Raw genomic sequence first — 23,443 nt, 5'->3', positions numbered from 1 at the left:
AAGGACGATTGATATGCGTATACAAGTGATGATCCCCGCTCTCCTCGCCGCCAGCGTCGCCCTGGCAGCCTGCTCTACCCCGCCTAACGCGAACCTGGAACAGGCGCGTACCAACTACAGTGGCTTGCAAGCCAACCCGCAAGCCAGCAAAGTTGCGGCGCTGGAAACCAAAGATGCCCGTGAATACCTGGACAAAACCGAAGCGGCATACCGGGACAAGGAGGATCAGGCAAAGGTTGATCAATTGGCTTACCTGACCAATCAGCGTATTGAAGTGGCCAACCAGACCATCGCCTTGCGCAACGCTGAAGCCAGCCTGAACAATGCCGCGGCGCAACGTGCCCAGGCTCGTCTGGATGCGCGAGATGCACAGATCAAGCAGTTGCAAAACAGTCTGAACGCCAAACAGACCGATCGCGGAACCTTAGTAACCTTTGGTGATGTGTTGTTTGCCACAGGCCGGGCTGACCTAAAATCCAGCGGTCTGGTGAACATCAACAAACTGGCGCAGTTCCTCGCGGAACACCCGGATCGCAAAGCGATTGTCGAGGGTTACACCGACAGCACCGGCACCCAAAGTTACAATCAGTCGTTGTCGGAGCGTCGCGCCGATTCCGTGCGCACTGCGCTGGTGAAGATGGGCGTTGATCCCGCGCGCATCGTTGCTCAGGGCTATGGCAAGGATTACCCGGTCGCGGAGAACTCCAGCGTGTCGGGTCGGGCGATGAACCGTCGGGTAGAGGTGACCATTTCTAATGACAACCAGCCGGTGATCCCGCGTTCGGCCGTTAGCTCGAACTAAGCAAAACATGAAACACAAAAGCCCCGCCTGATCGCTCAGGCGGGGCTTTTTCATGTGCGCCCAGCATGGGCGCATTCTTGTTGGTGAAAGTCCCGCCGTAAGCTGACCACAGCGAACGAAGTGAAGCGCAGCCGGCGAGACGACTTGGATTGTGAGGATCGATAGTGCCTGGTGCACGCGTTGTTTGAGTCATGATTGTGTTCCCTGTAATCGCCAAAAATGGGACCGAACGTTCCCTTTGTGGGAATGATAGAGCCAGCCTTCTTCGGTTCTTCATTATTCCAAGCCCTGAATGACATCACCAACACCGTCAGACAAGACACCCAACGAAGCAATAGCCTGCACCACCCGCAACCGCTCCAGCATCGGCCCCGTGTAAACAACCTCATAGGTATCCGCCGGCCGCCCCCATTGCTCGACGATAGCCATGCCGTCGACCAGCACCCCGGCCAATTCGGCAATCGTATCGGCCAACAGCTCGACGACTGTTTGCGTGCGCAGCCACACCTGATCAGTCATCGCTTTAAGCTGCGCGGCTATGCGCTCAGTCGACGCTGGATCGGTATCCGGATAGACGATGTTGCGCAGCAGATGCTGAAGCTCCCTGACTTTTGCGTAGTCCTGTTCTGCGCCCTGCTCGCCTTTGAGGATGGCGATGGCTTTCACTTTGTCGACGCCTTTCGCGGACGGTTTTGAAGGGAGTGTCTGCGCCATTGCCCCAGCCAGGAGCACCATCATCCGGGCTTCCAGATGTTCCTTCATGGCTTCCATCGAAGCGATTGGCCGCGTCAACGTGATGGACGCTCCACCTTGATGCCGCAAATCCATGGTCACCGTCAGGGTCACGCCGCCTGTGGCGAAACCCAAGGCACGGGCCACGACGTAGTGGCCCATTTCGTGATGGGCGATCTGCAATGCACGGTCCCGTACAGCGGCAGGCAGCTTCGTCGTCATGTCCTTTGTCTCGGATCCTCGTTCTCGCATTCGACTACGAGTGACGGTCACTGTCGATCCTGTCGCTCCCACAAGGGATCTTTGGTGGCCACAGTCTTCACGCTCACTGGACATCATACTGTAGGGCCCCGCTCAAACAACCGCCGCGAGCGCTGTGCAGGATGTGCCTGTAACATGCCTGGCCATTGACCTGTCCCGCTGGAGACATCCCTTTGCCTGACACTCGCCCGCCTGTTCTCGATGAAATTGATCGCCAGTTGATTGCAGCCTTGCAGATCAACGCCCGTGAGAGCGTGGCCATGCTTGCGCGGCAACTGGGGATTGCTCGCACCACCGTGACTTCGCGCCTGGCACGGCTGGAAAAGGCCAAGGTGATCACCGGCTACGGGGTGCGGCTTGGTCAGCGCGTGGTGGATGGCGGGTTGCAAGCGTATGTCGGGATTACCGTGCAGCCGCGTTCGGGCAAGGAAGTGGTGCGGCGGTTGAGTGCGATGGCGCAGGTGCAGCAGTTGTGTGCGGTGAGTGGCGAGTTTGATTATGTGGCGTGGCTGCGTACCGACTCGCCGGAACAGCTGGATCAGTTGCTGGATCAGATTGGCAGTGTGGATGGGGTGGAGAAGACCACGACTTCGATTATCTTGAGCAGCAAGGTGGATCGGGGGCAGCCGGTTTGAACGCTATCCACTGTGGGAGCGGGCTTGCTCGCGAATGCGTCGTGTCAGTCGACTCCAGTGGCAACTGATACTCCGCGTTCGCGAGCAAGCCCGCTCCCACAGTGACGATATGTACAGCTTGATCGTCAGACTGATCATAAATATGGCAAAACGACGACACTTTGCGTCTTATTAACGTGTTCTGTGCTCTCTAGAATGGCTGGCATCTTTTCCTATACTCAGATGCGCATTCCGCGTCGGGTCGCCAGCAAGGTCAGCCATGAACAAGAATAATCGCCATCCTGCAGACGGTAAAAAACCGGTCACCATCTTCGGTCCCGACTTTCCTTTCGCCTTCGACGACTGGATCGAACACCCGGCCGGCCTGGGCAGCATTCCCGAGCACAATCATGGTGCCGAAGTGGCGATTGTCGGCGCCGGTATCGCTGGTCTGGTGGCGGCGTACGAACTGATGAAGCTCGGCCTGAAACCGGTGGTCTACGAAGCGTCGAAATTGGGCGGCCGCCTGCGCTCGCAGGCGTTCAACGGGACGGATGGCATCGTCGCCGAACTCGGTGGCATGCGCTTCCCGGTGTCGTCGACCGCGTTTTATCACTACGTCGACAAGCTTGGTCTTGAGACCAAGCCCTTTCCAAACCCGCTGACGCCTGCCTCCGGCAGTACCGTGATCGACCTGGAAGGCAAGACGCATTACGCACAGAAACTGGCCGATCTTCCTGCACTGTTCCAGGAAGTCGCTGACGCCTGGGCCGATGCCCTGGAAGCCGGCTCGCAGTTCGCCGATATTCAGCAAGCCATCCGCGACCGTGACGTACCGCGCCTCAAGGAACTGTGGAACACCCTCGTACCACTGTGGGACGACCGCACCTTCTACGACTTCGTCGCCACCTCCAAAGCGTTCGCCAAGCTGTCTTTCCATCACCGTGAAGTATTCGGCCAGGTCGGTTTCGGCACCGGCGGCTGGGACTCGGACTTCCCCAATTCGATGCTGGAAATCTTCCGCGTGGTCATGACCAACTGCGACGATCACCAGCACCTGGTGGTCGGCGGTGTGGAACAAGTGCCGCAAGGCATCTGGCGTCATGTGCCGGAGCGCTGCGTGCACTGGCCCGAAGGCACCAGCCTGAAGTCCCTGCACCGGGGCGCCCCGCGCTCTGGCGTGAAAAAGATCGCCCACGCCGCCGATGGCCGTTTTGCAGTTACCGACAACAATGGCGATACCCGCGAATACGCCGCCGTGCTGACCACTTGCCAGAGCTGGCTGCTGACCACCCAGATCGAATGCGACGAGACCCTGTTCTCGCAAAAGATGTGGATGGCCCTGGACCGCACCCGCTACATGCAATCGTCGAAAACCTTCGTGATGGTCGACCGCCCGTTCTGGAAGGACAAGGACCCGCAAACCGGCCGTGACCTGATGAGCATGACGCTCACCGATCGCCTGACGCGTGGCACCTATCTGTTCGATAACGGCGACGACAAGCCCGGCGTGATTTGCCTGTCGTACTCGTGGATGAGCGATGCGCTGAAAATGCTCCCGCACCCGGTGGAAAAACGCGTAGAGCTGGCGTTGAACGCGTTGAAAAAGATCTACCCGAAAGTCGACATCGCCGCGCGCATCATAGGCGATCCGATCACCGTGTCCTGGGAGGCCGATCCTTACTTCCTCGGCGCGTTCAAAGGTGCCCTGCCCGGCCACTACCGCTACAACCAGCGCATGTACGCGCACTTCATGCAGGAGGAGATGCCGGCCGAGCAGCGCGGTATCTTTATCGCCGGCGACGACGTTTCATGGACGCCAGCCTGGGTCGAGGGCGCGGTACAGACCTCGCTCAACGCGGTATGGGGCATCATGAAGCACTTCGGCGGGTCGACACATAAAGCGAACCCGGGCCCGGGTGATGTGTTCAAAGACATCGGCCCTATCGCCCTGCCCGAGTAAGAGGATTCCGAAATGCGCGTAGCCCTTTACCAATGTCCACCGCTGCCATTGAAGCCCGCCGCCAACCTGCAACGCCTGCATCAACTGGCGATGGAGGCCAAGGGCGCCGACCTGTTGGTGCTGCCGGAAATGTTCATGACCGGCTACAACATTGGCACCGAGGCAGTCAGCACGCTGGCCGAGGTGTACAACGGTGAATGGGCGCAGCAGATCGGCCGGATCGCCAAGGCGGCCGGCCTGGCGATTGTGTACGGCTATCCCGAACGCACCGCTGACGGGCAGATCTACAACGCTGTGCAGTTGATCGACGCCAGTGGCGAACGCCTGTGCAATTATCGCAAGACGCATCTGTTCGGTGATCTGGATCGCTCGATGTTCAGCCCCGGTGAAGACCAGTTTCCAGTGGTTGAGCTCAACGGCTGGAAACTCGGCTTCCTGATCTGCTACGACCTGGAGTTCCCGGAAAACACGCGCCGCCTGGCCCTTGCCGGCGCCGAGCTGATTCTGGTGCCGACGGCGAACATGGTTCCGTTCGACTTCGTCGCTGACGTCACCGTGCGTTCGCGCGCCTTCGAAAACCAATGCTACGTGGCCTACGCCAATTACTGCGGCCACGAAGGCGAGATCCACTATTGCGGGCAAAGCAGCATCGCCGCGCCGGACGGCAGCCGCATTGCCCAGGCCGGACTGGATGAAGCGTTGATCGTCGGCGAACTGGATCGACAGCTGATGCTCGACTCCCGCGCCGCCAATCGTTACCTCAGCGACCGCCGGCCCGAGCTTTACCACGCGCTCAACAAGCGTTAATCCGCTAGCATTGGCACTTCACTGTTCTGGAAGTGCCCATGCCTGCGCCGATACTCCCCCGCCCTCACACCGAAACCCTGGCCAATGGCTTGCGCGTGACCCTGCGTCATGTGCCCGGCCTGAAGCGCAGCGCCGCTGCGTTGCGAGTGGCGGCGGGTAGTCATGACGTGCCATTGGCGTGGCCGGGGCTGGCGCATTTCCTTGAGCATTTGCTGTTTCTCGGGACTGAGCGTTTTCCTGCAAGCGAAGCGCTGATGGCCTACGTGCAACGTCACGGTGGGCAGGTGAACGCCAGCACCCGCGAGCGCACTACCGATTTCTTCTTTGAACTGCCAACCCGATCGCTCAGTGGCGGGCTCGAACGCTTGTCAGACATGCTCGCCCGACCGTGCATGAATTCGGACGATCAGATGCGGGAGCGGGAAGTGTTGCAGGCGGAATATATCGCTTGGTCGCAGAATCCTCAGGCGCAGCAGCAGTTCGCGCTGTACGAAGGACTGGCGGCAGAACATCCGTTGCGCGGGTTTCATGCGGGCAATCGGGACAGCCTGAAGATTGAATTGCCAGCGTTTCAGCAGGCATTGAAAGACTTCCATCAGCAGTTTTATCGCACCGGCCAGATGACCCTGAGTCTGGTCGGACCGCAAAGTCTTGATGACTTGCGCACGCTGGCAGAGCAGTTTTCAGCGACGCTACCGGTTGGGGATAAAAACCCGCAGGCAGCCACTTCGCCGCTGGCGGTGAAAAGTTATCAACAGGTCAGCCAGCAGCACGGCAATCTTTTGTTTGCCTTCGATGCGTTGCCGGACACCTCTGCCGAGGCGATGGCGTTTCTTTGTCATTGGCTCAATAGCGCCAAACCAGGTGGTTTGCTCGCGTACTTGCAGGCCCGGAATCTGGCCGACGGTTTGAAAGCCGCGCCGCTGTATCACTTCAACCGACAAGGCATGCTGCATCTGCAGTTCAGCACACCATCCGGATCATTGAGTGCCATTGGCGAACACCTGCGAGATTGGCTCGGCTTCTTCGCACGACAGGATTGGGCACCGCTGCGCGAGGAATACGCAGCACTGCAGCAACGACAGCAGCAAGTCAGCGGCGCACTGCAACTGGCGCGCCTCGACAGCGAACAGCTTGAAAGTGGCTTGCCCGAGTCCGGCGTTGCCGCCCTCAAACAGATTCTCAATGAAATCGGCGCTGTGGATAACTTCAGCGACCATTGGCACCTGCCCGCCGCCAATCCCTTCCTGCGCAGCAGTGAACCGCTGGCCAATGCCGGATTGATTCGTGGCCAGACCAGCGCCCACCGCGGTCTGCGCACGTTTGCCCAGGACCGCTCGCGCAGCCGCCGAGAACGCTCGCCGATGCAGTTCAGTCAGACATGGCGGGATGACGGTGATGAAGGCTCGATTTATCTGCGTTGGCGGATGGAAGCCGCAGCCACGGTTGACCTGCAAGAGCAACTGCAAGGCAGTCTTTGGCAAACACAGCAAGATGCGCGCGAGGCGGGAGTCGAGTTGTCGTTCAGCACGAGTGGCCATGAATGGTTGCTGAAACTGACCGGCCTGCAAGAGTCGATACCCGCAGCCCTCGAACATGCGCTGAAATGTCTGACACAGATTGATGCCGATTCCCCGCGCGCAGAGCCGGAAACGCCGTTGCTGCCCATCCGCCAATTGCTCAAGGCATTGCCGGAGCATTGCCTGGAATCAGCGCAAGCCTCCAAAGACGCGAAACACCTGTGGACAACTTCCCGCTGGGATGGCTGGGCGCTGGGCCTCAGCCCACAAACCCAATCGGCGATGGGCCTGGCCCTGAGCCGCATTCCCGGTATACCGGACAATCAATTGCCGGCACCGACAGCGTTCACAACACCACACTTGTGGCGCCACATTGAAACGGCGTCCAGCGAACACGCCTTGTTGCTGTTCTGTCCGGTCGCCAGCCGCGAGATCGCCGACGAAGCGGCCTGGCGTTTGCTGGCGCACCTGTGCCAAACACCGTTCTATCAACGCCTGCGGGGTGAATTGCAGTTGGGTTATGCGGTGTTCAGCGCCCTGCGGCAGATCCATGGGCGAACCGGATTGCTGTTTGGCGTGCAGTCCCCGACGGTGACATCGGTGGAGTTGCTCGGCCACATTCGGCAGTTTCTCGAAAACATTCCGACGCTCGTGACACAACTTGATGAGGCCAGCCTGGGCCAACTGCGCCAGAGTCTTGCCGATCAATTCGACGACTCGTCTCTATCCTGCAGAGACGCTGGCGAACTGCTCTGGCAGGCCAGGCTCGCCGGCCACTCGTCGGATTATCTGGCGCAACTGGTCACCGCGATCGAGCAACTCGACGCCCCACAGTTGCTGGCTGCTGCGCAACGGTTAAACAACATCGAAGGCGGCTGGCTCTGCCTCGCCAGCGATTCCATGCCCGGCGCCCCGTGGCAAGCGGCGAAATGATCATTACCGAGCCTGTAAGGAGCTTTCTCAAAGATTCACGGGCAAACCCCTGGAAATTTTGAGTAACATAGCAGCCTAACTATTTGGAACCTCCCCGCGCTGCCGTGGACTATAACTATAGACAGCGCTATCCCATCACCCTGAAGGAGTCACCCATGTCCTGGACAAAACCGGCTTACACCGACCTGCGTATCGGCTTCGAAGTCACCATGTACTTCGCAAGCCGCTGATCTCTGCCCTGGCAGATCCGCAGCACAACGCCTCGGTTATCCGAGGCGTTTTATTTTCAGCGTTGAAATGATGGAGCACCCATGTTTGTCCAGATTCTAGGTTCCGCTGCCGGCGGCGGTTTCCCCCAGTGGAACTGCAACTGCGTGAACTGCGCAGGTTTTCGCGATGGCAGCCTGCGGGCCAAGGCGCGGACACAATCTTCCATCGCGATTTCCGATGACGGCGTGAACTGGGTGCTGTGCAATGCCTCCCCGGACATCCGCGCCCAGCTCCAGAGCTTCGCCCCGATGCAACCGGGCCGTGCCCTGCGCGACACCGGGATCGGCGCAATCATCCTCATGGACAGCCAGATCGATCACACCACCGGCCTGCTCATGTTGCGTGAAGGTTGCCCGCATCAGGTCTGGTGTACCGACATGGTCCATGAGGATCTGAGCAGCGGTTTTCCACTGTTCACCATGCTGAACCACTGGAACGGCGGGCTGAACTGGAACCGCATTGAGCTCGACCAGAGCTTCAGCATCCCGGCCTGCCCGAACCTGCGATTCACCCCGCTGCCTTTGCGCAGTGCAGCGCCGCCCTACTCGCCACACCGCTTCGACCCGCATCCGGGCGACAACATCGGCCTGATCGTCGAGGACTTGGCCACCGGCGGCAAACTGTTCTATGCGCCGGGCCTGGGCAAGGTCGATGCATCACTGCTGGAGATCATGGCCGGCAGTGACTGCCTGCTGGTCGATGGCACCTTGTGGGACGACGACGAAATGCAGCGCCGTGGCGTCGGCACCCGTACCGGCCGCGAGATGGGCCATCTGGCGCAGAACGGCCCTGGCGGCATGCTCGAAGTGCTGGAGCAGTTGCCCGAGCAGCGCAAGGTGCTTATCCACATCAACAACACCAACCCGATTCTCGATGAAGACTCACCGGAGCGCGCGGAGCTGGATCGGCGCAATGTTGAAGTGGCGTATGACGGCATGAGTATTGTGCTGTAGCGGATGCCCCCATCGCTGGCAAGCCAGCTCCCACAAAGGAGATCGCATTCCAATGTGGGAGCGGGCTTGCTCGCGAAAACGTCCGACCAGACACCAACGATTTCAACGGTTGTTCCCCGGAGAACCGCAATGACCGACACCCCAATGTCCCCCAGCGAATTCGAAGCCGCCCTGCGCGCCAAGGGCGCCTACTACCACATCCATCACCCCTATCACGTGGCGATGTATGAAGGCAGGGCAACCCGTGAGCAGATCCAGGGCTGGGTTGCCAACCGCTTCTACTACCAGGTGAACATTCCGCTCAAAGACGCGGCCATCCTGGCCAACTGCCCGGACCGCGAGATCCGCCGCGAGTGGATCCAGCGCCTGCTCGACCATGACGGCGCCCCCGGCGAAGACGGCGGCATCGAAGCCTGGCTGCGCCTGGGCCAGGCTGTCGGTCTCGACCCGGATCAGTTGCGTTCCCAGGAACTGGTGTTGCCCGGTGTGCGTTTCGCCGTGGACGCCTACGTCAACTTCGCCCGCCGGGCCAGTTGGCAGGAAGCCGCCAGCAGCTCGCTGACCGAACTGTTCGCGCCGCAGATCCACCAGTCGCGCCTGGACAGCTGGCCACAGCATTACCCCTGGATCGACCCGGCCGGCTACGAGTATTTCCGCACTCGCCTGGGCCAGGCGCGGCGCGATGTCGAGCACGGGCTGGCGATCACCCTGCTGCACTACACGACACGGGAAGGCCAGGAGCGCATGCTGGAAATTCTTCAGTTCAAACTGGACATTCTTTGGAGCATGCTCGATGCCATGAGCATGGCCTACGAACTGAAACGTCCGCCGTATCACAGCGTGACCGGGCAACGGGTCTGGCACAAAGGAATCACCTTATGAGTTTCGACCGCAGCAAGACCCCGACCTGGCGTCCCGGCTACCGCTTCCAGTACGAACCGGTGCAAAAAGGCCACGTGCTGCTGTACCCGGAAGGCATGATCAAACTCAACGAAAGCGCCGCGCTGATCGGCGGATTGATCGACGGCGAGCGCGATGTCGCGGCGATCATTGCCGAACTCGACCAGCAGTTCCCCGGCGTGCCAGAGCTCGGTGACGATATCGAGCAATTCATGGAGGTTGCCCGTGCGCAGCACTGGATCGAACTTGCCTGATTCATCGGTGCAAGTACCGCCCACACCCGAAGTCGGCCTGCCGCTGTGGCTGCTCGCCGAGCTGACGTATCGCTGCCCGCTGCAATGTCCGTACTGCTCCAATCCGCTGGACTTCGCCAAGCAAGGCGAGGAACTGAGCACCGAGCAATGGATCAAGGTATTTCGCGAAGCCCGCGAGATGGGCGCCGCACAACTGGGCTTTTCCGGTGGTGAACCGCTGGTGCGCCAGGACCTCGCCGAGCTGATTTCTGAAGCGCGCAAACTGGGGTTCTACACCAACCTGATCACCTCCGGCATCGGTCTCACCGAGCAGAAAATCAGTGATTTCAAAAAGGCCGGTCTGGACCACATCCAGATCAGTTTCCAGGCCAGCGACGAGCAAGTGAACAACCTGTTGGCCGGGTCGAAAAAAGCCTTCGCGCAGAAACTGGAAATGGCCCGCGCCGTGAAAGCCCACGGCTATCCGATGGTGCTGAACTTCGTCACCCATCGACACAACATTGACCAGATCGACCGCATCATCGAGTTGTGCATTGCCCTTGAAGCGGACTTCGTCGAGCTCGCCACCTGCCAGTTCTACGGCTGGGCGCAACTCAATCGAGTCGGGCTGTTGCCGACCCGGGAACAACTGGTGCGGGCCGAGCGCATCACCAACGAATACCGCGCCCGGCTGCAAGCCCAAGGGCATCCGTGCAAGTTGATTTTCGTCACACCGGACTATTACGAAGAACGCCCGAAAGCCTGCATGAATGGCTGGGGCAGTATTTTTCTGACGGTCACGCCGGACGGAACCGCCCTGCCCTGTCACGGTGCCCGGCAGATGCCGGTACAGTTTCCCAACGTGCGCGACCACAGCATGCAGCACATCTGGTACGACTCGTTCGGCTTCAACCGCTTTCGTGGCTACGACTGGATGCCCGAGCCGTGCCGCTCCTGCGACGAGAAAGAAAAAGATTTCGGCGGCTGCCGCTGCCAGGCGTTCATGCTCACCGGTGATGCGAGCAATGCCGACCCGGTATGCAGCAAGTCACACCATCACGGCGTGATCCTCAAGGCTCGCGAAGAAGCCGAGCACGCCACCCGGACCATCGAACAACTGGCCTTTCGCAATGAACGAAACTCACGCCTCATCGCCAAAAGCTGAACCCTTGAGCGCCGCCAAAGCCGTTGCGGCTGGCATCGATTTCGCCGAACTGCAGGTCGGTCGCCATGGCTTGTTCTGGAACGAATATCGGCCCGCAGACGCTGCGTGCCGGATCTGGCATTGGCACAACAATGCGGCGACTTGCCTGACACCCCCGGGTTTCAGTGTGCGCAGTCGGGTGTACGAATACGGCGGCGGGGCGTTTTGCCTGACCGACACTGGCATCGTTTTCGTCAACGAAGCGGATCAACAGCTGTACCGCCAATCACTGCAAGACGAAACACCTGAGCTGCTGACGTCCGGGGAATGCCGTTACGGTGATCTGCAATTTGCCAATAATCAGGTGCTGGCCGTTGAAGAACATCGCGACCGGCACCGACTGGTGGCGATCGATCTCACCGATGGCGTGCGTCATCTGCTCGCCGAAGGCGCCGACTTCTACGCGGCGCCGACCCTGAGCCCTGATGCCCGACGTCTGGCCTGGATCGAGTGGAGCAAACCGGATCAACCCTGGACCGCGACCCGCCTGATGGTTGCCGAACGCCAGGGCGACGGCCGTTATGCCAACCCCCGTTGCGTCGCTGGCAACAGCGCACAGGAGTCCCTGCAACAACCGCGGTTTGATACAGATGGCCGCCTGTTTTGCCTGACCGATCGCGGCGGATTCTGGCAGCCATGGGTGGAATCGGCCGTAGGCTTGAGCCCGTTGCCCAGTGCCCCCGCCGATCATGGCCCCGCGCCCTGGCAACTGGGCGGCTGCACCTGGCTGCCGCTGGACGGGGACACCTATCTGGCCAGCTGGACCGACGGCGGCTTTGGCCGGCTGGGCTTGTGTGGCGCCAGCAGCGAAGACTTCACCGGCGACTACAGTCGCTTCCGTCATCTCGCTGTGGATAAGCAGTTCATTTACTGCATCGCCGCTTCGCCCGTCAGCGCCACGGCGGTGATCGCCATCGACCGCCAGACCCGACAGGTAAAGGTCCTGGCCGGTGGCATTGCACCGTTGCCTGCCGAGCAAATCAGCCGCCCGCAGACCTTGCGCTACCCCAGCGGCTCCGGTGAAGCCCACGGCTTCTTCTACCCGGCGATGACCGGTGAGGCGAAACCTCCACTTGTGGTGTTCATCCACGGCGGTCCGACTTCGGCGTGCTACCCGATGCTCGATCCACGCATCCAGTTCTGGGCACAAAGGGGGTTCGCCGTAGCCGACCTCAACTATCGCGGCAGCAGTGGTTATGGCCGGGCTTATCGCCAGGCCCTGCATCTGAGCTGGGGCGATGTTGACGTAGAGGATGCGTGCGCGGTGGTCGACTATCTCGCCGAGCGCGGATTGATCGACCGCGACAAGGCATTCATTCGCGGCGGCAGTGCCGGCGGGTACACCACCCTTTGCGCGCTGGCATTCCACAAGGTGTTCCGCGCCGGCGCCAGCCTTTACGGTGTCAGTGATCCTGTGGCCCTCGGACGGGCGACCCACAAGTTCGAGGGCGATTATCTGGATTGGCTGATTGGCGATCCCGTGCAGGATGCCGATCGCTACGCCGCTCGTACGCCACTACTGCATGCGAGCAACATCAGCGTACCGGTCATATTCTTTCAAGGGGAACTGGACGCCGTGGTCGTCCCGCAACAGACCCGCGACATGGTCAAGGCGCTGCAAGACAACGGCGTACTGGTCGAAGCGCATTACTTCGCCGATGAACGCCATGGCTTTCGCAAGGCGGGTAACCAGGCCCATGCGCTGGAGCAGGAGTGGCTGTTTTATCGGCGGGTGATGGATCAGGGGGGCTGAGTTCAGGGCAAAGTGCTTGAAATTTAGCGCCCCCATCGCGAGCAGGCTCGCTCCCACAAGGTTTTGTGAGCGACGCACTTCCAATGCGGGCCTGCTGGCGAGGGCTGGCTACCTGACAACGTGTCAGTCAACGCTTGGCGATGATGTAAACCGCATGCACGATCCCCGGAATATAACCGCACAGTGTCAGCAGGATATTCAGCCAGAACGCCCCGCCGAATCCGACCTGCAGAAACACGCCCAATGGCGGCAACAGAATGGCAATGATGATTCGAACAAAATCCATGGGCTTGCTCCTGGTTGAGGGGGGCTTTTAAAACCCTACACTTAATCGACCGCTACCGTTCGTCAGGGTTCAGTAAAGCATCCCGGGGAAAACCCGGCGAAAAAAAACGCCCCACGCCAAAAGAATCAGGCATGGGGCGTGCGTTATACCGCGAGACGGTTCTGGAATGAGTTGAAGGACGCCTGCGATCAGACGGCAATCCCTTTGCGGCAGTGCAATTGCGCGGTGCGCACGCGGGAGAATGCGCGCGTCAGGCGCAGGAGCATTTCGTCGATGCTGACCTTGCTGACGGTCAGCGCGGGGGTGAAGCGCAGGCAGTCGGTTTGCGGGGCATTGAGCAGCAGGCCTTCCTGTAGTGCGGCATTGACCACGGCAGCGGCCGAATCGTCAGATAACGTAAGCCCCCAGAGCAGCCCTTGCCCGCGCAATTCGCCGTGTCCGTAGCGCCAGGACAAACGCCGCAGGCCTTCGCTCAGATACTGGCCGGTTTCTCCCACGTGCTTGAGCAATCCCTTGTCCTGCACGCTCTCGAGCACCGCGAGTGCCGCAGCGTTCATCAGTGCATTGCCATGGTGGGTCCCGGTCATTTCACCCATGTCGAAGCAACAGGCTTTGCCCCGCGCCAGCAAAGCGGCCACTGGCACCCCACCGCCCAGGCCTTTGCCGAGCACGACGATATCTGCCCGCACGCCGTAGGATTGTTCGGCAAGCAAAGTGCCGCAACGACCGATGCCGGTTTGCACTTCGTCGAGGATCAACAGGATGCCGAGTTCGCGACACAACCGCTCGACCCCCTTGAGGTAATGCGCGGTGGCAGGGATGACTCCCGCTTCACTCTGGATCGGCTCAAGCATGATCGCCACGGTCCGCTGATCCACGGCGGCATGCAGTGCCGGCAGGTCATTGAACGGCACGTGGCTGAAACCTGGCAGTTGCGGTTCGAAGCGGTTGGTCAGCGTCGAACTGTCCGACGCCGAAATAGTCGCCAGGCTACGGCCATGACAGCCGTTATTGGCCACGATGATCCGCGAAGCGCCGCCTCGATGCTGTTGACCCCATTTGCGCGCCAGTTTGATCGCCGCTTCACAGGCTTCGCTGCCCGTGTTGAGCAGGTACGCCTGATCGCTGCCGGTACTGGCACACAGCCTTTCAGCGAGGCTGAGCATGCCACGGTTATGTAATCCAAAACCCGGGTTGATCAGCGATTGGGCCTGCGCCGTGATCGCGTTGACCAATGCCGAGGGGCTATGGCCCAGGCTGTTGGCGCCACCGCTCTGGGAGAAGTCCAGATAGGCGCGGTCATCACTGTCCCACAACCAGGAACCCTGGCCGCGCGTAAAAACCTGGGCCGGCCGTTCGACACTCGGCATCAGGTATTCAGTGGATAGACTATCGCTTTGGGATGGCGCGGCGGCGCCCATGACCAGGTCATCAAGGCTGGGCGTGCTACGGCGTAGACTGAATAGATTCATTGGCAAAAACCTCCCAAGAAGTTTTTTGCGTTACCTATGCAAATGCCATCGAAACAAACAGTATTCATCGCGCTCTGTGGCCCTGTAAGCCTTGTGAATACAGTTAGACTAGGCTCAGCCAAGGCGTAGAGCCATTTCGATTTCCGAGCATTTTCGATAAGTATTAGTTATGGATTTTAAGCAACTGCGTTATTTCGTCGCGGTGTATGAAGAAGGTCATGTCGGCCGGGCCGCAGAACGCCTGTCAATCTCCCAGCCGGCGCTGTCGCAACAAATCCGCCACCTCGAACAGAACCTCGATGTGAGCCTGTTCGAGCGCAGCAGCAAACGCCTGTTGCCGACCCTCGCGGCCCATACGCTGTACAACCACGCCCAGCCCCTGCTTGATGGCTTGCAGCGTGCGCGCGAAGCCCTCGGCAACTTCAAGGGGCAGGCGCTGCGCACCCTGGCCATCGGTGTATTGCAGACCGTCCACTCCAACCTCGTGCCGCAAATGCTTGAGCGCGTGCGCCAGGCGCAGCCGCATCTGGTGGTGCAGATTTACGAGCTGACGGGGCTGGAAATCGAGCGCCGGCTGCTCAATGGCTCGCTGGACATCGGCATCGGCTACCTGCCGCCCCGTCAGCCGGGCCTGCATGGCGTGATGCTGTATGAGGATGAACTGACCCTGGTCATCCCGGCGGAGCATCCGTTGCGCGACTTCAAGAAAGTGTCCATCCGTCAGGCCGCCGAGCTGCCGATGTTGTTGCTGGGTGAAGAGTTTCAGATCAGGCAGATCTGGCAGGCCCAACTGGCAAACCTGGGACGCCGCCCGCAGGTGCAAGCGGAACTGAACAACATGGCGGGGATTCTCGACAGCCTGCCAAACACGCGACTGGCGACCGTACTGCCCGGGCGCTCACACAAGACCCACGGCACCGATGAACTGCTGTGGAAGCCCCTGAGCGAACCGCGAGTGCCACTGAAAGTCGGTTTGGTGTGTCGCGATGTGCAACGGCAACAGGCCTCTCTGGCCTTGCTGCGCACGGTGCTGGAAGAAGTGATGAAGGCTCAGGATGAGCGCTTGAACAGCGCACAGGCTCTGGATGGATTGAGCTGAGAACTTTTTCGCGGCCAAAAGAAAACCCCGCCGAAGCGGGGCTTTGCAGACTGTTTCCCTGACATCCTTTTCGCTCCACCGTCCTGGCAGAATCCTACGTGTCCGTGTTGTTGCTTTGCGCTTCCTGCGCTACGTCCATGGCAAGTAGATTAGCCCTGGATCCAATTTGCTTCTATGGGAGAACAGCAGCACGGCATGTAAGAGAATGCTTACATGCCGTTACAACATCAGAATTGTCCTGCATCCAGCAGGAACAGGGACTCGCTACCGGCCTTCACCGATGCACTCAACGAATGAATGCGCGGCAGCAGACGGGCGAAATAGAAGCGTGCAGTGCCCATCTTGCTGGCGTAGAAATCGTCCTCGGCTTCTTTGCCGATGGCGGCCTTGGCCATCAGTGCCCACATGTAGGCGTACGACACGTAACCGAATACCTGCAGATACTCGACCGACGCCGCGCCGATTTCATTTGGGTTGTTTTTCACTCGGTCCAGCAGCCAGGCGGTCAGTTCGTCGAGGGTGGTCACTGCGTCGTTCAGCGGCTTGGTGAACTCCGCAAGGTCCGCACTGGCGGTCGATGTGAAGTGACGGATTTCGTCCGCGAACAGGTTGTAGAACGCGCCACCGGTACCGACGATCTTGCGCCCGACCAGGTCCAGCGCCTGAATGCCGTTGGTGCCTTCGTAGATCTGGGTAATGCGCACATCGCGCACCAGTTGCTCCTGGCCCCACTCACGGATGTAACCATGGCCGCCGAAAACCTGCTGGCCATGAACGGTGGTTTCCAGACCGAGGTCGGTCAGGAATGCCTTGGCTACCGGGGTCAGCAGCGCAACCAGATCTTCCGCGCGCTTGCGGGTCGTGGCGTCTTCGCTGAACTTGGCGGTGTCCAGTTGCATCGCCACATAGGTGGAAAAAGCACGACCGCCTTCGTTCGAGGCTTTCATGGTCAACAGCATGCGACGCACGTCCGGGTGGACGATGATCGGGTCTGCAACCTTGTCTTTGTTCTGCGCGCCGGTCGGCGAACGGCTTTGCAGACGATCACGGGCGTATTCCACGGCGTTCTGGTAGGAACGTTCGCCAGTGGCCAGGCCCTGGATACCGACGCCCAGACGCTCGTAGTTCATCATGGTGAACATGGCCGCCAAGCCCTTGTTCGGCTCGCCGACCAGGTAACCCACGGCTTCGTCGAAGTTCATCACGCAGGTCGCGGACGCCTGGATGCCCATCTTGTGTTCAATAGAGCCGCAGTTCGCCGGGTTGCGTGCGCCCAGGCTGCCATCGGCATTGACCATGAACTTGGGCACCAGGAACAGCGAGATACCTTTCGGACCCGCCGGTGCGTCCGGCAACTTGGCCAGCACCAGGTGGATGATGTTTTCGGTCAGGTCGTGTTCGCCACCGGTGATGAAGATCTTGGTGCCGCTGACTTTGTAGGATCCGTCGGCCTGAGGCTCGGCCTTGGTGCGGATGATGCCCAGGTCGGTACCGGCGTGCGGTTCGGTCAGGCACATGGAACCGGCCCAGACACCGGCGTACATGTTCGGCAGATAGGCCGCTTTCAGCTCTTCACTGGCGTGAGCGTTGATCGACAGACAGGCACCGGCGGTCAGCATCGGGTACAAACCGAACGACAGGCTGGCGGAGTTGACCATCTCTTCGACCTGGGCCGAAACAGCCTTGGGCATGCCCATGCCACCGAACTCCGGATCGCCACCCACACCCACCCAGCCGCCTTCAGCATAGGTCTGATAGGCCTGTGGGAAACCTGCCGGCGTGGTGACCGCACCGTCCGCCCAATGGCAACCTTCTTCGTCAGCCCCACGGCTCAGGGGCGCGATGCTTTTGCTGGTGACCTTGCCGGCTTCTTCGAGAATGGCTTCGACAGTTTCTGCATCGACAGTCTCGGCCAGAGCAGGCAACTGGGCCCAGAGTTTGGCGACCTCGAAAACTTCATTGAGGACGAAGCGCATATCGCGCAGGGGCGCTTTGTAGTCAGCCATGGCAAACCTCACAAGATCTAAACAGGTGATTCACAGGAGTTGTTTTTTGCGTTGGGTCCGAGTGTAACCCAACAACTTTTCAGACACATAGGGTCAGCCCGTGACCAATTTGTAATGATTGGTCACTGACTATCAGGTCATAAAAAAACCCGCTGTATCGCGGGTTTCCAACAACGCAGACAATTGTAGGAGCGAGCATGCTCGCGAGGGTCGTAACGATAACGCGGGCATTCAAAATTCCCGCGGCGTTCTCTGGTTCTTCGCGAGCATGCTCGCTCCTACAAGTACCGGACAGATGGCATCGTTACAGCGCAAATAACTCCGCCGGCAGCTGCATCAGACAATCACTACCCGCCTCGATTGCCGCCCGATGAGCGGCGGTGCGCGGCAGCAGGCGCTTGAAGTAAAACTCGCTGGTCGCCAGTTTGCCCCGGCAGAAATCGGCTTCGCCGCTGCCGGCATCGAGTTGGGCCTGAGCCACCAGTGCCATGCGCAGCCACAGATAGCCGAGGATGATGTAACCGCTGTACATCAGGTAATCCACCGACGCGGCACCGACTTCGTCAGGGTTTTTCATGGCGGCCATGCCGACTTTGCCAGTCAACTCACCCCACTGCCGATTCAGCTCATCGAGCTGCGCCACATAGCTGGCCAGCTGCGGATGGGCGGCGTTGGCCAGGCAGAACTTATGGACGATTCTGGTAAAGCCGCGCAACAGTTTGCCCTGGCTGCCGAGGACTTTGCGCCCAAGCAGGTCGAGCGCCTGAATGCCGTTGGTACCTTCGTAGATCGGCGCGATCCGGCAGTCGCGAACCAGTTGTTCCATGCCCCATTCGCGAATGAAGCCATGGCCACCAAACACCTGCATGCCGTGGTTGGTCACCTCCAGGCCCGTGTCGGTCATGAAGGCCTTGCAGATCGGCGTGAGGAACGCCAGCAGGTCTTCAGCATCCTGACGCGCCGTTTCATCGGGGCTTCGGTGCGCCACGTCCAGCAGTTGCGCGGTGAAGTAAGTCAACGCGCGGTTGCCTTCATTGAAGGCCTTCATGGTCAGCAGCATGCGCCGCACATCGGGATGCACGATGATCGGGTCGGCCGCTTTTTCCGGGGCTTTCGCGCCCGTCAGCGAACGCATCTGCAAGCGCTCGTTGGCGTACTTGATCGCGCCCTGGAAACTCGCCTCGCCCAAACAAAGGCCCTGCATGCCGGTACCCAGCCGGGCGTGGTTCATCATGGTGAACATGCAGTTCAGGCCCTTGTTCGGTTCACCGATCAGGAAGCCCTTGGCACCGTCGAAGTTGAGCACGCAGGTGGCGGAGGCCTTGATACCCATTTTATGTTCGATCGAGCCGCAGGAAACACCATTGCGCTCGCCCGCCTCTCCCCCGGCATCAGGCAGGAACTTCGGCACGATGAACAGCGAAATGCCCTTGGTCCCGGCCGGAGCGTCCGGCAGTTTCGCCAGCACCAGGTGAATGATGTTGTCACTCAGGTCGTGCTCGCCGGCGGAGATGAAAATCTTGCTGCCGTAGATCGCGTAACTGCCATCGGCCGCAGGTACGGCACGGGTCTTGATGATGCCCAGATCAGTGCCGCAATGGGCTTCGGTCAGGCACATGGTGCCGGTCCATTGGCCGGCGGTGAGCTTGTTCAAATAGGTCTGCTTCTGCTCCTCGGTACCATGGGTATGGATCGCCGACATCGCACCATGGGTCAGCCCCGGGTACATGCCCCAGGAGGTGTTGCTCGAACCGACCATCTCGCTGATGACCAGGCCCAGGGAGCTCGGCAAGCCCTGGCCGCCGTAGGCCGGATCCGCCGCCAGGCCATGCCAGCCGCCCTCGACGTATTGGGCGAACGCCTGCTTGAAACCTGCAGGCGTCGTGACCACGCCCTTGTCGAAATGGCAGCCCTCTTCGTCGCCGCTGCGGTTGAGTGGCGACAGGACGTTTTCGCAGAATTTCGCCCCTTCTTCCAGGATCGCATTGACCATGTCCGGGCTGGCGTCGGTAGCCCCCAGCGCCGCATAGTTGCCATGAAAATCGAAGACGTGGTCGATCAGAAAGCGCATGTCGCGCAAGGGAGCTTTGTACTCAGGCATGGTCATTTCTCCGTCAGCAGATTGAATCAACCTACTGCCGGCGGCCACACCCGACAATCACAGTGCAGACCCTGAATGCGCCATCATCACTGAACCGTAGCGGCGTCCATGCGCACCGCGCCACGGCGGTTCTGACCGAACGCCATCACACAGTTACGCCCGGCGCCCTTGGCACTGTAGAGGGCCTGGTCTGCGGACTTGAGCACCTCTTCCGGGGTGCGCTGATCGATCCGTTCGGCTACGCCGATACTGACCGTTACCGACACGCTCGAAGCACCCGAACCGGAGCGACGCTGGCGCCCCTGACTATCATCCTGGGGACGGTTGTCCTGATTACGCAACTGGATGTTGTAGGTAGCGATGGATTCCCGGATCACTTCCAGGTGCGGCATACACTCTTCGAGGGTCTTGCCTGCAAACACCAGTGCAAATTCCTCGCCGCCATAGCGATACGCCTTCCCGCCGCCGCCGATTTTCGACAGCTTGCTGGCGACCAGGCGCAGCACCTGATCGCCGACGTCGTGGCCGTGGGTGTCGTTGAATTTCTTGAAGTGGTCGACGTCGCTCATGGCCAGCACATAGTTGCGTCCCAACCGCTGCATACGCTCATTCAGCGCCCGACGACCCGGTAGCCCGGTCAGCTCGTCGCGAAATGCCATCTGATAGGCCTCGTGGGCCACGGCCGCAGCGATCATCAGCATCACCTGGCTGCACATGATGTTCAGGGTGAACGGCAGGATGAAAGTTTTCGGCAACATCCAGAACAGCCCGAGCAAGCCCACCAGTTGCGCGGCATGCAGCGGCCTCGGGTTACGCCAGTACTGGTAGGCCAGCAGAAGAAAAGCGGCAATGAATACCGGGTAAGACAGCTGGATCAGACTCATCCATGCACCGTGCAACGCCGGCCAGCGAATCTCCGACAGCCAGATCAACAGCGCATGCGGGTAACTTTGCTCAAGGCCCAGCGCAACGCTGCCGACAGCCAGCAACACCGCAAAGCGCGCCACCATATCCTGAAACAGATGGGTGCGTTCCTGCCATGCCGCGAACACGCCAAACATCAACGGCAGCAGCAGACAACACAAATGAAAGACCACGGCGGCGTCGTCGCGAACCTTGCCGTTGTCGCGGTAATAGTCGGTCTGGGTGTCGAGCAGAAAGTAGGCGATGTACACCGTGGCCATCAGAAACAACTCACGCTGACGTCGGTAAACCGCGCAGTAGGCGCCGCCGAGCAGCAGCACCAGGGTTGGCAGCACGTTGAACAGTGAAGTGAAGAAGACGCTCAGGTCCTTGATGTACGCAGCCGCGAGCCCCGCCAGTAACAGCAGCAGTGACGGCAGGAAATGACTGAAACGTACAGCGGAAGAACGTGGCAAGGGTAAAGCTCCGACCCGTCGATTCAATAGATGGCAATGTGCCAACTACTGTAACGGCAGAACCCTCAAGTTACTGAGTGAAATACTGCGGTATTTGCAAAAAAAAGCCTCACTGCCGACAAGCGGGGCGCCCGTCATGCAAGGGCGAGACACCAGCGAGGGCTGGTTCTAGGCTTTCGCATACAAAAAAACCGCTGACCCCGAAGGACCAGCGGTTTCCTGTACAACCTCGCCGGGACTTAGTAGCCCAGGTCGAAGTTCTCTTCTTTCATGTCCATCAGGTTGTTGGCGCCCGACAGCATGGTTGCAACGTGAGTGCGGGTACGCGGCAGGATGCGCTGGAAGTAGAAGCGCGCAGTCTGCAGCTTGGCGGTGTAGAACGCCTCTTCGGAAGTGCCGGCAGCCAGTTTTTCCGCAGCCAGGCGCGCCATGTCAGCCCAGAAGTAGGCCAGGCAGGCGTAACCGGAGTACATCAGGTAGTCCACGGAAGCCGCGCCGACTTCTTCGCGGTCTTTCATCGCAGCCATACCGACCTTCATGGTCAGCTCGCCCCACTCTTTGTTCAGTGCAGCCAGCGGCGCGACGAATTCCTGAACGGCTTCGTTGCCTTCGTTGGTCTGGCAGAACTTGTGGACGATCTTGGTGAAGCCTTTCAAAGCCTCGCCTTGAGTCATCAGCACTTTACGGCCCAACAGGTCGAGTGCCTGGATACCGGTGGTGCCTTCGTACAGCATCGAAATGCGGCTGTCGCGAACGTTCTGCTCCATGCCCCACTCGGCGATGAAGCCGTGGCCGCCGTAGATCTGCACGCCGTGGTTGGCCGATTCGAAACCGACTTCGGTCATGAAGGCTTTGGCGATCGGAGTCATGAACGCCAACAGAGCGTCGGCTTTCTTCTTCTCTTCTTCGTCCACGCCGTACTTGACGATGTCGACCTGTTTGGCGGTGAAGTACACCATCGCGCGGTTGCCTTCGGCGAATGCCTTCATGGTCAACAGCATGCGACGTACATCAGGATGCACGATGATCGGGTCAGCGGCTTTGTCCGGCGCTTTCGGGCCAGTCAGCGAGCGCATCTGCAGGCGATCACGAGCGTATTTCAAGCCGCCCTGGAAGCCGATCTCGGCGTGGGCCAGACCTTGCAGTGCGGTACCCAGACGTGCGGTGTTCATGAAGGTGAACATGCAGTTCAGGCCTTTGTTCGCCGGGCCAATCAGGAAACCGGTGGCCGCGTCGAAGTTCATCACGCAAGTGGCGTTGCCGTGGATGCCCATCTTGTGTTCCAGGGAACCACAGGACACCGCGTTACGCTCACCGATCGAACCATCAGCGTTGGGCATGAATTTCGGAACGATGAACAGGGAAATGCCTTTGGTGCCGGCCGGTGCATCCGGCAGGCGGGCCAGTACGATGTGGACGATGTTGTCGGCCATGTCGTGTTCACCGGCCGAGATGAATATCTTGGTGCCGGAAACTTTGTAGGAACCGTCAGCCTGAGGTTCGGCCTTGGTACGCAGCATGCCCAGGTCGGTGCCGCAGTGCGGTTCGGTCAGGCACATGGTGCCGGTCCATTCGCCGGAAACCAGTTTGGTCAGGTAAGCGTCTTGCTGTTGCGGGGTGCCGTGCTCGGAGATGGTGTTCATCGCGCCGTGCGACAGGCCTGGGTACATGCCCCACGACCAGTTGGACTCGCCAACCATTTCGCTGACTGCCAGACCCAGGGACTCCGGCAAGCCTTGGCCGCCGTGTTCTACGTCGTGGGCCAGGCTTGGCCAGCCGCCTTCAACGAATTGCTTGTAGGCCTCTTTGAAACCGGTCGGCGTCTTAACGCCGGACTCGCTCCAGGTGCAGCCTTCAGTGTCACCCACGCGGTTCAGCGGAGCCAGCACCTGCTCACAAAACTTGGCGCCTTCTTCGAGAATGGCGTCAACCATGTCCGGAGTTGCGTCTGCGCAAGCCGGAAGGCTCTGATAGTGCGCTTCGTAACCGAGCAGTTCGTCACGAACGAAGCGAATATCACGCAAGGGGGCCTTGTAGTCAGGCATAGCGAAAAACCTCTGCTGATGTAACCGGGGATGAACGACCGCGGCGATTTGTCGCTGCGATCAAACAGTTGTTTGAAACATACGTTTACGCCGAAATCTTGTCAAGCGTC

19 protein-coding genes are annotated in these 23,443 nt (G+C 60.0%); 12 read left to right on the top strand and 7 right to left on the bottom strand.

The window, feature by feature from the left end; genetic code table 11:
* The first annotated feature begins 13 nt into the window (after positions 1-13).
* The gene (gene lptF, locus AC07OG_RS23465; RefSeq protein WP_495068220.1) at positions 14-802 is read left to right on the top strand and encodes a lipotoxin F family OmpA-related lipoprotein LptF; all 789 of its coding nucleotides are present in this window, start codon (positions 14-16) and stop codon (positions 800-802) included.
* A gap of 276 nt (positions 803-1,078) precedes the next feature.
* Here the strand turns inward: lptF and AC07OG_RS23460 are convergent, their stop codons facing one another.
* On the bottom strand, positions 1,079-1,756 hold the full coding sequence (locus AC07OG_RS23460) for a peptidase M41 (RefSeq protein ID WP_495068219.1): 678 nt from the start codon (positions 1,754-1,756) through the stop codon (positions 1,079-1,081).
* 212 nt (positions 1,757-1,968) lie between these two features.
* Between AC07OG_RS23460 and AC07OG_RS23455 the strand changes: the two genes are divergently transcribed.
* The 10 genes from AC07OG_RS23455 (at position 1,969) to AC07OG_RS23410 (ending at position 12,945) form a co-directional block, all read left to right on the top strand.
* Positions 1,969-2,430 carry an Lrp/AsnC family transcriptional regulator gene (locus AC07OG_RS23455; RefSeq protein ID WP_060541655.1) on the top strand — a complete coding sequence of 154 codons (462 nt, stop codon included), beginning with the start codon at positions 1,969-1,971 and terminating at the stop codon, positions 2,428-2,430.
* A gap of 259 nt (positions 2,431-2,689) precedes the next feature.
* Positions 2,690-4,372, top strand: a complete 1,683-nt coding sequence (locus tag AC07OG_RS23450; RefSeq protein WP_218423710.1) for a flavin monoamine oxidase family protein — start codon at positions 2,690-2,692, stop codon at positions 4,370-4,372.
* A gap of 12 nt (positions 4,373-4,384) precedes the next feature.
* Positions 4,385-5,179 carry a carbon-nitrogen hydrolase family protein gene (locus tag AC07OG_RS23445; protein WP_495068218.1) on the top strand — a complete coding sequence of 265 codons (795 nt, stop codon included), beginning with the start codon at positions 4,385-4,387 and terminating at the stop codon, positions 5,177-5,179.
* A gap of 38 nt (positions 5,180-5,217) precedes the next feature.
* On the top strand, positions 5,218-7,632 hold the full coding sequence (gene pqqF, locus AC07OG_RS23440) for a pyrroloquinoline quinone biosynthesis protein PqqF (protein WP_495068217.1): 2,415 nt from the start codon (positions 5,218-5,220) through the stop codon (positions 7,630-7,632).
* A gap of 155 nt (positions 7,633-7,787) precedes the next feature.
* On the top strand, positions 7,788-7,862 hold the full coding sequence (gene pqqA / locus AC07OG_RS23435; RefSeq protein WP_003422658.1) for a pyrroloquinoline quinone precursor peptide PqqA: 75 nt from the start codon (positions 7,788-7,790) through the stop codon (positions 7,860-7,862).
* An 81-nt stretch (positions 7,863-7,943) separates the two neighbouring features.
* The gene (pqqB, locus tag AC07OG_RS23430) at positions 7,944-8,855 is read left to right on the top strand and encodes a pyrroloquinoline quinone biosynthesis protein PqqB (protein ID WP_495068216.1); all 912 of its coding nucleotides are present in this window, start codon (positions 7,944-7,946) and stop codon (positions 8,853-8,855) included.
* Positions 8,856-8,984: 129 nt separating this feature from the next.
* Positions 8,985-9,737, top strand: coding sequence for a pyrroloquinoline-quinone synthase PqqC (pqqC, locus tag AC07OG_RS23425; RefSeq protein WP_495068215.1), 753 nt, complete (start codon positions 8,985-8,987; stop codon positions 9,735-9,737).
* On the top strand, positions 9,734-10,009 hold the full coding sequence (gene pqqD / locus AC07OG_RS23420) for a pyrroloquinoline quinone biosynthesis peptide chaperone PqqD (protein ID WP_495068214.1): 276 nt from the start codon (positions 9,734-9,736) through the stop codon (positions 10,007-10,009). The genes pqqC and pqqD overlap by 4 nt, the downstream gene beginning before the upstream one ends.
* Positions 9,981-11,153 carry a pyrroloquinoline quinone biosynthesis protein PqqE gene (gene pqqE, locus AC07OG_RS23415; protein ID WP_060541661.1) on the top strand — a complete coding sequence of 391 codons (1,173 nt, stop codon included), beginning with the start codon at positions 9,981-9,983 and terminating at the stop codon, positions 11,151-11,153. Before pqqD ends, pqqE begins: the two co-directional genes overlap by 29 nt.
* Positions 11,119-12,945, top strand: a complete 1,827-nt coding sequence (locus tag AC07OG_RS23410) for a S9 family peptidase (protein WP_495068213.1) — start codon at positions 11,119-11,121, stop codon at positions 12,943-12,945. The genes pqqE and AC07OG_RS23410 overlap by 35 nt, the downstream gene beginning before the upstream one ends.
* Positions 12,946-13,072: 127 nt before the next feature.
* Here the strand turns inward: AC07OG_RS23410 and AC07OG_RS23405 are convergent, their stop codons facing one another.
* Both AC07OG_RS23405 and AC07OG_RS23400 read right to left on the bottom strand, forming a co-directional pair.
* Positions 13,073-13,231 (bottom strand): YqaE/Pmp3 family membrane protein, encoded by a 159-nt coding sequence (locus AC07OG_RS23405; protein ID WP_007947822.1) that lies wholly within the window; start codon positions 13,229-13,231, stop codon positions 13,073-13,075.
* A 188-nt stretch (positions 13,232-13,419) separates the two neighbouring features.
* The gene (locus tag AC07OG_RS23400) at positions 13,420-14,703 is read right to left on the bottom strand and encodes an aspartate aminotransferase family protein (protein WP_495068212.1); all 1,284 of its coding nucleotides are present in this window, start codon (positions 14,701-14,703) and stop codon (positions 13,420-13,422) included.
* A gap of 169 nt (positions 14,704-14,872) precedes the next feature.
* Between AC07OG_RS23400 and AC07OG_RS23395 the strand changes: the two genes are divergently transcribed.
* Entirely contained in the window at positions 14,873-15,802 is a 930-nt protein-coding gene (locus tag AC07OG_RS23395; protein WP_495068211.1) for a LysR family transcriptional regulator, read from the top strand.
* 227 nt (positions 15,803-16,029) lie between these two features.
* Here AC07OG_RS23395 and AC07OG_RS23390 read toward each other — a convergent pair whose 3' ends face one another.
* The 4 genes from AC07OG_RS23390 to AC07OG_RS23375 form a co-directional block, all read right to left on the bottom strand.
* Complete coding sequence (locus AC07OG_RS23390) at positions 16,030-17,808, bottom strand: acyl-CoA dehydrogenase C-terminal domain-containing protein (protein WP_060541665.1); 1,779 nt, start codon at positions 17,806-17,808, stop codon at positions 16,030-16,032.
* 304 nt (positions 17,809-18,112) lie between these two features.
* Entirely contained in the window at positions 18,113-19,909 is a 1,797-nt protein-coding gene (locus tag AC07OG_RS23385) for an acyl-CoA dehydrogenase C-terminal domain-containing protein (RefSeq protein ID WP_495068210.1), read from the bottom strand.
* Between the two features lie 86 nt (positions 19,910-19,995).
* Positions 19,996-21,288 carry a GGDEF domain-containing protein gene (locus tag AC07OG_RS23380; RefSeq protein WP_495068209.1) on the bottom strand — a complete coding sequence of 431 codons (1,293 nt, stop codon included), beginning with the start codon at positions 21,286-21,288 and terminating at the stop codon, positions 19,996-19,998.
* 239 nt (positions 21,289-21,527) lie between these two features.
* Entirely contained in the window at positions 21,528-23,333 is a 1,806-nt protein-coding gene (locus AC07OG_RS23375) for a phenylacyl-CoA dehydrogenase (RefSeq protein ID WP_218423702.1), read from the bottom strand.
* Positions 23,334-23,443: the final 110 nt, after the last annotated feature.

The organism is Pseudomonas sp. GW821-FHT09H03, from assembly GCF_059415945.1.
This window is presented reverse-complemented; position numbering and strand designations above follow the sequence as displayed.